The 9,913-nt window shown below is 59.9% G+C and carries 11 protein-coding genes and 1 pseudogene; 5 read left to right on the top strand and 7 right to left on the bottom strand.

All coding sequences use genetic code 11. The features are described 5' to 3' along the window. Positions 1-199: 199 nt before the first annotated feature. Complete coding sequence (locus GF617_RS25580; protein WP_011191349.1) at positions 200-1,075, bottom strand: LysR family transcriptional regulator; 876 nt, start codon at positions 1,073-1,075, stop codon at positions 200-202. Positions 1,076-1,303: 228 nt separating this feature from the next. On the opposite strand from GF617_RS25580, the gene GF617_RS25575 reads away from it, so the two are divergent. From GF617_RS25575 to GF617_RS25565, 3 genes are read left to right on the top strand one after another with little or no spacing between them, the layout of a single operon-like run. Then, entirely contained in the window at positions 1,304-2,536 is a 1,233-nt protein-coding gene (locus GF617_RS25575; RefSeq protein ID WP_004357650.1) for a bifunctional alpha/beta hydrolase/OsmC family protein, read from the top strand. 32 nt (positions 2,537-2,568) lie between these two features. Then, positions 2,569-3,132 (top strand): peptide-methionine (S)-S-oxide reductase MsrA, encoded by a 564-nt coding sequence (gene msrA, locus GF617_RS25570; protein WP_011191350.1) that lies wholly within the window; start codon positions 2,569-2,571, stop codon positions 3,130-3,132. Next, a complete protein-coding gene (locus tag GF617_RS25565) occupies positions 3,132-4,157 on the top strand; it encodes a zinc-binding alcohol dehydrogenase family protein (protein WP_004357654.1) in 1,026 nt (341 codons plus the stop codon). Before msrA ends, GF617_RS25565 begins: the two co-directional genes overlap by 1 nt. A gap of 396 nt (positions 4,158-4,553) precedes the next feature. On the opposite strand, the gene GF617_RS25560 is transcribed toward GF617_RS25565, so the two are convergent. After that, a complete protein-coding gene (locus tag GF617_RS25560) occupies positions 4,554-5,048 on the bottom strand; it encodes a MarR family winged helix-turn-helix transcriptional regulator (protein ID WP_004099028.1) in 495 nt (164 codons plus the stop codon). A gap of 557 nt (positions 5,049-5,605) precedes the next feature. Further along, on the bottom strand, positions 5,606-6,094 hold the full coding sequence (locus GF617_RS25555) for a YkgB family protein (protein WP_004099027.1): 489 nt from the start codon (positions 6,092-6,094) through the stop codon (positions 5,606-5,608). Between the two features lie 297 nt (positions 6,095-6,391). On the opposite strand from GF617_RS25555, the gene GF617_RS25550 reads away from it, so the two are divergent. Continuing rightward, positions 6,392-6,751, top strand: coding sequence for a DUF6314 family protein (locus tag GF617_RS25550; protein ID WP_166479491.1), 360 nt, complete (start codon positions 6,392-6,394; stop codon positions 6,749-6,751). Between the two features lie 38 nt (positions 6,752-6,789). Here the strand turns inward: GF617_RS25550 and GF617_RS25545 are convergent, their stop codons facing one another. Continuing rightward, the gene (locus GF617_RS25545) at positions 6,790-7,749 is read right to left on the bottom strand and encodes a YeeE/YedE thiosulfate transporter family protein (protein ID WP_004099025.1); all 960 of its coding nucleotides are present in this window, start codon (positions 7,747-7,749) and stop codon (positions 6,790-6,792) included. A 26-nt stretch (positions 7,750-7,775) separates the two neighbouring features. Continuing rightward, complete coding sequence (locus tag GF617_RS25540; protein ID WP_223296479.1) at positions 7,776-8,198, bottom strand: MarR family winged helix-turn-helix transcriptional regulator; 423 nt, start codon at positions 8,196-8,198, stop codon at positions 7,776-7,778. 367 nt (positions 8,199-8,565) lie between these two features. Between GF617_RS25540 and GF617_RS25535 the strand changes: the two genes are divergently transcribed. Further along, positions 8,566-9,462: a LysR family transcriptional regulator gene (locus GF617_RS25535; protein ID WP_011191354.1), complete on the top strand. Its 897-nt coding sequence runs from the start codon at positions 8,566-8,568 to the stop codon at positions 9,460-9,462. On the opposite strand, the gene GF617_RS25530 is transcribed toward GF617_RS25535, so the two are convergent. Continuing rightward, a complete protein-coding gene (locus GF617_RS25530; protein ID WP_026227538.1) occupies positions 9,459-9,695 on the bottom strand; it encodes a DUF2274 domain-containing protein in 237 nt (78 codons plus the stop codon). The genes GF617_RS25535 and GF617_RS25530 overlap by 4 nt on opposite strands. Positions 9,696-9,697: 2 nt before the next feature. After that, positions 9,698-9,835 (bottom strand): annotated as a pseudogene (locus GF617_RS25525) (TrbI/VirB10 family protein); the annotation flags it as partial. Between the last annotated feature and the right edge of the window lie 78 nt (positions 9,836-9,913).

The following is a 9,913-nucleotide window of genomic DNA, read 5'->3' as shown; positions in this document are numbered from 1 at the left end:
ATGGAAACCGCCAGCCCATTCCCCGGAGGAAAACATGGTCAGGCAAAAGTGTAGCGGTATTAGGCGCAGCTATTTAGAGAGCTCGACACACTGTCATTTATCTTTGCAGTCATTGCGCCGACTATCGCAGTGCGCCCCAGATTTATCCAATACGCTGCGCGTATAGTTTCCATAGCGCCGAAGCTCTTCACGTCGTGATTCAGTTCCACTCATACCGGGCTGCCAGCTGCGCGATGTTCCGTATCTCGACCGTTGCCGTGGAGCCGGATACTGTCGCGATCACGACTTCGCGCTCCAAGACAAATCCGTCGATCGGCCGAGTGACGAGGCCTTGCACGGTCGGCGATCGTTCCGGAAGAATGCATATGGCGTGGCCGTCAGCGACGACCCGTTGCACCCAGTCCTCGCGATCTGATCGAAAGCGAGGTCGCATGAGCAAGTCCCGTCGCGCGAAGTGATCGAGGATCCGATCGCGAAACTCGCATTTCAGGCGATCGACGAAAGGAAACTCGAGCAGGTCTTCGCCGCGCACGATCTCGTTGGCAGCCAAGGGATGGTTTGCAGAACAGCCGAGCACGAAGCGCTCCCGAAATAGAGGATGCACATCCAGCTTGCGTTCCGGTCTTGTTTCACGCGGCATGATGCACGCGTGGTATTTTCCTGAAAGCACCTCCGATGTGTCCTCGTTCGACTGGAGCGAGTGCAGCTTGATTTCGATGGATGGCATCTCCGCCAATGCGCTCTCGAAGAATGCCGTAAATTCCTTTGGTCCGACGGTGGGCGCGACGGCGACATCCAGCACGCGGTGCCCCCCCATCGCCCAGTGCTCCGAGTGATTGCGAACGCTCTTCATCGCGACCACCATGCGCCGGAATTCTGCCTCGACGTCATGGCCAAGGCCAGTCAGGCGGCTGTTCTTCCCGTCGCGATAGATCAGCGGCCCGCCAAGCTCATCTTCCAAGCGGCGGATCGCGCGGGTCAGACTTGGCTGTGACACACCGCTCAAGCGAGCGGCCGCTGTGAAATTCAGCGTCTCGGCCAAGTTGATGAAATAGCTGACTTGATTGAGTTCCATAGTCCTTTGGCCCACGCGCCTGACTGATACCTCTTCCGTGAGACCGCCTTTGGAAAGCAGGTCGCAGAAGTATGCTTGGCGCATATAATCATGGTATAGGGGCTTGTCTATATGCGCCAGACATATAAATGATAGCCTGAGATGACGATTACCGGTTGGCGGTGCGCTCCGCTCAGCTCCGTCGAAGGTTCTGAGAGCGCAACCGCCAAGCCGCGTGCTGGAGGTTTGATGGACATGGCAGGAAGATCATTTACGTTTGTCAGTGGGGCTGGCTCTCCGCTGTCCGGGCACCTCGAACCGCCGGAAGGGACGCCGCGGGGCTGGGCGATCTTCGCCCACTGCTTCACGTGCGGGAAAGACAGTCGCGCCGCTGTTCACATCTCGCGCGCGCTGTCGCGTGCGGGCATCGGGGTCTTGAGGTTCGATTTCGCCGGGACCGGGATCGGCGGTGGGACGGGAGAACCTGTGAACTTCGCGTCGGACGTCGAGGACCTTCGGGCCGCCGCAAATGCGATGGCGGCGGCGGGCATGTCACCGTCCCTCCTCGTCGGGCACAGCCTGGGTGGCACCGCTGCGATCGTAGCCGCCGCCGACATGCCTGATATTGCGGCGGTAGCGACGATTGGTGCGCCGGCCGACCTTCAGCATATCTTGCGCCTCTTCGGACCGAATGATCTGGACACCATCGCGAGCGAGGGCGAGGCCTCGGTGGAGATTGCCGGTAGGCCCTTCCTCATTCGCCGAGGGTTCCTTGAGGCGGTTGAGGGGATCGACGTCGAGAAGGCCATTGCCTCCCTGCGACGGCCGGTGCTGGTCATGCACTCTCCGCTGGATCAGGTGGTCGGCATCGACCACGCGTCGCGCATCTTCGTCGCGTCCAGGCACCCTAAAAGCTTCATCTCGCTCGACAACGCGGATCACCTTCTCACCGACGTCGCGGACGCGAACTACGCCGCGGCCATGGTGGCGGTTTGGGCGAGCCGCTTTCTCCCACCACTCAGCGCGGATCTTCCGCAGGTCGAGGTTGCGGAGGGCGTCGTCTCCACCGAAACTCTTGCAGGGACGTTCCAGCTCAAGGTCCGCAGCGGCGAGCACACTCTGTTCGCCGACGAGCCAGCATCGGTCGGTGGCCTCGGGACCGGACTATCTCCCTACGAACTCGTATCTGCCGGCCTCGCAGCCTGCACGGTGATGACGATGCGTCTCTATGCGAACCGCAAGGGCTTTCCGCTCGAACGGGCGAGCACGACCGTGCAGCACGAGAAGGTGCCGGACATGATGCCACCCGACCGGTTCACCCGCACCATTGTCCTCGATGGGCCGCTGAGTGATGATCAGCGCGCTCGGATCCTCGCGATCGCTGATCGGTGTCCCGTCGATCTGAGTCTCATCCGGGGTTCGGACGTGCAGACCGAGCTCTTGAGCGCCAGTCAGGCTGCGGATCCCGCGAGGCTGGCTTGACCGTGGCGCACACGGAGGAGGGCGAACGGACTGTGAGCCAATCGCCTACCGGCAATAGGGCGGCCGCGACAGAGCGAGCAATTCTCGCAGGCGGCTGCTTCTGGGGCATGGAGGATTTGCTGCGCCGAGCCAGGGGAGTCATTTCGACGCGTGTCGGTTACACAGGCGGAGAAATGCCTGATCCGACCTACGCGAGACATTACGGCCATGCGGAAGCAGTGGAAGTGACCTTCGACCCTTCCGTTCTCGCCTATCGCTCGCTCTTGGAACTCTTCTTCCAGATACATGACCCCACGACCTACGAGCAACAAGGCAGCGATGTCGGTCCGAGCTATCGATCGGCGATTTTCTACACCACCGAAGTGCAGAAGGAAGTCGCCCTCACAACCATCGCGGAAATCGAGGCATCAGGAAGCTGGCCAGGCCCGGTCGTGTCGGAGATCAACCCAGAAGAACCCTTTTGGGAGGCGGAGCCAGAGCACCAAGAATACCTGGTGCGCTATCCTGGGGGCTATAGCTGCCACTTCGTGCGCCCGACCTGGCGGTTGGACCGCTCAGACGAACGCCCAGCTGTAATACTTGACAGAAAGAGTTGATGATGACCGAAACCGTGACTAATCAGGCCGCCTGGCAGAAAGCGCCGGGGCAGCCACTGAGGATCGGTGTCACCGCTCTGCCGCATCTGGCGGCGAACGAGATATTGATCCGCAACGCGGCCATCGCGATCAACCCACTCGACTGGATTCTGCAGGACGTCGCGCTTTTGCCATGGCTCGACTATCCCGCGATTCTCGGCAGCGACGTCTCCGGTGAGGTCGCGGCGGTCGGTGGCGCGGTCGAGCGGTTCAAGGTCGGCGATCGAGTCATCGGACAGGCGGTCGGGACAACCGTAAATCAACCTGCGCAGGGTGCGTTCCAGCACCACACGATCGTGCTGGACCACATGGCGGCGCCGATCCCCAACAACATTGCCTTCGCTGATGCGGCAGTCCTCCCGCTTGGCCTTGGCACCGCCGCAAGCGGGCTCTACGGACGGACACAGTTGGCTCTCGCGCCACCGTTACACTCGCCGACCGCGCGTCCAGAGGTCGTTCTGGTCTGGGGTGGATCGTCGAGCGTTGGCTGCAACGCCATCCAGCTCGCGGTGGCGTCGGGCTACAGGTGCGTCGCCACCGCTTCGGCGCGCAACGTCGGCCTGTTGAAGGAGCTGGGTGCAAGCGAGGTTCTTGACCACTCGAGTCCAGCCATCGTGGAAGACGTGATTGAGGCAATGCGCGGGCGCAGTCTCGCTGGAACGCTTCACGCGACCGGTCACATGAAAGACTGTTTTGCCGTAGTTGCGAGATGCGAGGGCTCGCGCCGGGTGGCAGCGACGCTGGCCCCGCCCGACGAGCGTTCATTTGGAGTCGAGGCGACGCACATCTCCGGGACGAGCCTCAAGGATGACGAGGTTGGTCCAATGATCTACCGCGAATTCCTGCCGCAGGCTCTCGCGGCGCGCACGTTCGTCCCCGCCCCTCCGGCGAAGATCGTGGGCCAGGGCCTTGAAATGCTCCAGGCTGCCTTGGAAGCCCTGAAGGCGGGTGTATCCGCAGCGAAAATCGTCGTTACCCTGCCTTGAGTGACCAGCCAGGCGGTTTTTCGCGTTCGCAGTCTGAGGTGGCCCGCACTTTGCCGATTGGGAAGCTCTACCGGGAAAACGCGTTTGGGACGCGCGCTGCGCTCCTGCCGGAGCATGCGTTCCCGAAACCTGTTCCCGACTGCTTTTCCCCGAAACTACCTATCGGACATAGAGAAATGGGAATGCAGCGAGTGGTTTGAACGGCCGCTTCCGAAACCGCGTTCCGATCAATTGAGCGGCTAAAAGTGGGGCGATCACCGACATATTAGAATGAGACCGCCATGCCCGATCGGCCGGCTTGACGCGTAGCCAAAAGAATGCGGCTGATGGTAGGCTCGCTGACATTATGAAGCCCCGCCATCTGAGCAGCGTTGAGCTGCCGCAATTGCGAGTCTCCTACGCGTCGTCGTTCTTCTCGCGGTCCACACCTCGCTCATGCAATTCGGCATCGACGGGGCAGTTCGTGCAGCCCTCGTAGCAGCACAAGCGGCAGATGCGGTATGACTGCTCGAGGTTTTCCAAGCGATTTCGGAGAACGCGTTCAGCGATGTCCGATAAGGTTTTCAGTTCGTCTGGATTAAGGATCGATAGCCCTTCGGCAATCACTTGATCGCGCGAGGCCAGGACCTCGTCGCTCGCGACCTTGCCAGTTGGAGTAAGATAGAGGGATCGCGCGCGCCCGTCTGTCGAATGCTCCCTACGCTCGATCAATCCCTCGCTTACCAATCTATCCACCAGGCGAACAGTTCCAGCATGTGAAAGGCCCACCCCGATCGCAAGCATACGGATCGAGAGCCCGGGCTTGTGCGCGAGCAACGCCAGCGCTGAGGCGGCGGGTCCAGCTTCCGGCGCCCGCGATGAACTAGCGCGAACGATGTCGTCGCTGATCATGAGTGCGAACGCCCCGAAAATGTTTCGATCTCGAGGTCCATCCATTGCCACATCTATATGTGCGCGGAGCATAGACAGCAAGCCATACCGTGGTCCTCTTCCTCCGCGCGGCTTGTGGAAAATGTCCTGTTTTAGAAGGGTTTCGGAGGATTTCGACTGATCGAGCGCGCCGAAAAAAACGGGTCCGGCTCGTTAAGGCCGCGGAACCGTTGATACCTGGCGGCTATAGGGCAAGCCTTTTCGCTCGGAATCGCCGTAGGTCGCGCCCGAGAATCACTCCGCGTCAGCGCTGTCATCCAGGCCGCGCAGGTGCAGATCAGCGAGACCTAGCTTGCCCCCGGCGTCGCACTTCCATCGTGTCACCGCGCGCGATCACGATTGTATCAATCCCATTGAGGAACAGTCCGTGCTCCACGACGTCGGGGATTGCGGCGAAACGGGCGAAGACCGCGTCGCCATGCAGCTGAGCGCCTCCGGGCTCGATATCGCGACGGAGCATCCATGCCCCGCGGAGGTTCTGCAGGATTTGCACGCCCGCCGTCACGAGAGGACCACAGTCACGAGAGCACAAGCGCCCCTCTGTGGCGGACCGAAGCACGCAGCAGCACGAGGGACGCCGCTAGCAGAACTGCGTCCTTCAGTAGAAACTGCCCTGGTGCAGCCGAAATCGCAGGAAAGCCGCCGGCAGTCTGCTCCGCGACACCTGGAGTGGTGATGAAAAAGGTCAGCGTGATCAGATAGGTCGCTGCTGACATTAGTGCGCCTAGCGCAGAGAAGAGTGGACGAAATGCACCAAGGATCAGAACGAGACCGGTCGATAACTCGATAACGCCGATGAAATAGCTTTGCCCCTGCGTCCCGAACATGCCGAGCCAATTCATGATCGGGCTGTGTTCGATAAACGGGGCGATACCATAGGCCTCGTACGCTGTGAACTTCATCGCGCCGAACCACAGAAATACGATCACGAGAGCCCATCTAAGCAGGCCAAGATCCCTCCGACCGTGCTCGGGGACAAGAAATTCATAACGGTCGAAAATGCTCATCTAAAATTCCTCAACAGTGGTCCCGTGGGAACGTCACGAACGTCGTCTACGTGCTTCGGGCAGGCGTTGCAGTATATGCGCGACGCATATACCATATACTAATAAGCGAGATATGTCGAGCGGCTGGCTCGCGCTTCGCTGCCTCACGAAGCCATCCTCATCGGCGATGCCTTTACCCAGCAAACGCGCGACCTTTGCGGGATTTTGACTTGATGGGGCTGGCGCTCCGGGTGGGCCTATAGCCCGTTGGCAAACGTCCAGCCTGTACGGATGGACGCGGCCCTGGACGAGATAACCATGCCCACCGAAATCGTAGCAGCGATCGGCGAAGGCGCGCTCGCTTATCGAGAGAGCGGCATTCTCTCACTGGCAGATGGCAGAGTATTCTCCGCGTGCCGGCAGTATCGCTATCGCTTGAGCGAGGACAGTGTTGTCGTCGAGTTCGCAGACGGACCTCATATCGGGACGCAGTTCCTCAGCTTGAGTTTCTCGCGGACGGATACCGGGTTGGAAGCGAGTGGCGTCTATGCCTGCGGAGACGACACCTACCATGCAACCTACAGGATTCTGGGGCCGGCGGCCTTTGAAGTGGTCATCATGGTCCAAGGGCCTGCAAAGGCATACGAGCTAGTCAGCCGATATTCCCGGTCGGGATAAATGCTCATGTCAGGAGGGCAAGTCCTCTGTTGCCCTTATCATGGCCGTGAAAGGCAGCGCCGGAATAACTTACCACGCGCTGCAAATCCGAAGACGATTGTCGTCGTCATCAGAAGGTAGGCGACTATCCCACCAGGTGAAAGAGTCGGAACCGCTGCGAGGATCAACCCATCATTCCCGCCGGGTATGAGCGCGATGCCGATACCCATCAATGTGCCGCCGACGACAGATCGCAGAATGCCATTGGCTGTCGGCAGTTGGAGACGCAGATTGCCTTGGCGAAAGGAGGCGGTTAGGGCGCCTGCGATCGAAGAGATCACCGCAGTGAGCGCGACCTCGCCGGCCGGGGACATTCTGAGAGGAAGGGCGCGTTGAATCACGTCTGCGAAGGTCCAGGCCGGCGAGAGTGCATATAGAAGTCCGCCAGTGATACCGAGTCCAATCATCGAAGCGCCGAACGACCAACCCGGCTTTGTTCGCAGAACGCTCTTCGTGGAAACGAAAACGAGTGCCAGCACGAGCACAACTAGGAAGGCTAGGAGAGTAACGAGGCCTGTTGCGCTCGGTTTGGAGATTAAGCTTGGCCATGTTGAATCGTAGCCGAACCTGCCATGGTCGGCAGCCAAGATACCAATCGTTAATCCCAAGGGTAGAGCTAGAAGTCGCATCTCCCCATCCCCAAGCCGCGCCAGCGATCCGAGCAGGCATGTGTCATTAATGAGTGCGCCGAGGCCGAAGGCGATGGCGCCGATGAGCAGGAGGAAATTGATGCTGGTCGAGGGTGCGAGTGTTGCGCCCAGTGTTCCCGTCCAGACTATCGGGACCGCAACCAGGCCTGCCGCTGCCGACGCTGCGAGAAATCCGACGAACATTTTCGGCGGCTGTCTTCTGTGTAACTCATGAGCGGCCACCACTAAACAGGTTCCGCCTTGGTTCGCCGCATATCCGAACCCGAAGGCAAGTACGCATAGAAGAAGTTCGAGCGCAAACGATCCCATTATTTCAAGCCTGCCTGATCATATCGTCAGCCTTCTGATGCGACGTTCCAGCGTGGCGAGCGCCCCGGCTTAGCTTTACCACGGGAAGGCGCGATCCTGCTGTAGCCGCACAGATGGCAAAGGCTGACCGAGCCATCTTTGTCGAAGCCGTTTGCCACAAGGAGCCGCTCCGACAGCATGCCTAGAATGTCGAGGTCATTGGGCGACAGGGGCGAAATACATTCGGAGATCACCTGCTCCCGTGCCTTGAGCAAGGCGTCCGTTATCTTCTTCCCCGAATTGGTGAGGTGAATGAAGCGCGCCCGCCTGTCGGTGATTTGTCTTCGTCGTTCCACCAACTGTTCGCGCTCGAGCCTATCGATCAATCGCACCGTCCCGGCATGAGAAAGCCCGATCGAGGTAGCCAAAACGCTGATCGGCAGTCCGGGCTCCATGCTGAGTAACACCATCACGGCGGTCCCCGGGCCGCTTGGTGAAAACGAGGCCGAGACACTGGCGATGCTGTCTGCAACGGCCAACGCGAGTGCACCTAAATGGTACTTGGCGACCTCAGGCTCCATACCGCAAGAATATATGCTTCGCGCATAGACTTCAAGCGTGTGAAAATGTATGACCGCCGCATGCATCTATGACAGATTCGGACATGGTCATGCTCATTGAGGGGCTCAGCTCGGATTCCACATCTGAGATCAACGGACGTGCTCGTTCCCCAGGCGCTAGCGGGGGTGGGCTCGATGAAAGTGGACGTGCATGGGTGCCGCTCACCGGGCGCAGGCGGTTCGCCGATGAGACCGCCGGTATGATCGGACGGGTCTCATGCCCGACCTGACTCTTGATCTCCGATACCTGAAGTACGCCGTTCAGGTCGCCGAGGCCGGCAGCTTCCGCCGAGCGGCGGAGCGCCTATCGATATCGCAATCCACCGTCAGCCGACGTGTGCAGCTGTTTGAGCGCCAACTTGGCTTTTCTCTCTTCAAGCGTACGCGAGCGGGGGCAGGGCTGACTCCAGAAGGTGAGCGCTTCCTTCAACAAGCGGTGGTGGGAGCGCGCTACCTTCGTAACGCCGCAACGGAGATCCGCTCCGCGCGGAAACTCAAGACCGGGCTCGTGAGGTTTGGAATGCTTGAAGCGTTCCCGGCGTGCCCGATCATCAACATTCTCTCGGCATTCAGAAATAGACATCCGACGATCGAGGTAAAGCTTGAGGAAGGCACTTCAGAAGAAAACACTTTGGGGGTGAAGCGCGGATTACTGGACGCAGCAATCAGCCTGAGTGCGAGCAAGAGCCCTCAGTTCCAAGTTCGACGTCTCTGCGAACCAGATCTGTTCGTGGCATTGTCCCCGCTTCACGAGTTGGCAGCACGGCCACAGCTGTCGTGGGAGGACGTTTGTGACGAAGTCTTCCTCGTTCGCTCGGATGGCGCTGGGCGTGAGCTCGCTGGCATACTCCGGCGCATGGTGGGCGCCGGAGACGGAGCGGTTCAACTCTCGATCCAACAAGTCAGCCGAGAAACCCTGCTGACGATGGTCGAACAGGGCTTCGGCTTGACCATCACCAGCGTGATCTACCGGCCGGATATCGCGTTGATCCCGCTCCCATCGGCGCGGGCGCCGACGGCCGCTATAATTTCTTCCAGTGACAACGACAACCCGACTCTGCCGCTGCTGCTGAAGTGTTTCGACACCCCCTCTAGAGCGGGGACCACGGATTAATCGGCGCTCCCCGGCGTCAACGTTCGCCTGGCTTTGGCGAAGCCACGGTCTGTCGCGATGAACCGTTGTAACATCGGGACGATTAACCGAGCTGGGTCAACAGCGGACTGACCTTGCTCTCGGCCCAATAGGTGGGCGTAGTCAACAAGGTCCTGGTGGAGAGCTGCAGGTAGCTCGACCTGTACCTTAAGCGGCTTGTCGTCCGCGATGGGGCCTAGCTTAAGCTTCGACATCATCACCCTCCATATGGCTCCAGTACCAAGTCTCGCGTCACGAGAACGCGCACGGGAAATCCGGGCCGAATAGTGATCGTGGGCGCGACGTTGAGCTGACGCCTCACAATCTGCTGCCCTGCGTCGTTGATGGTGTCCTGCCGGCACTGTTGCAAATAGTCGGTGGTGATAAACTTATCATCCCCTTTTGCTGATGGAGCTGCACATGAACCCATTCA

Source organism: Lelliottia sp. RWM.1 (genome assembly GCF_016859735.1).
Classification (GTDB): domain Bacteria; phylum Pseudomonadota; class Gammaproteobacteria; order Enterobacterales; family Enterobacteriaceae; genus Enterobacter.
This window is presented reverse-complemented; position numbering and strand designations above follow the sequence as displayed.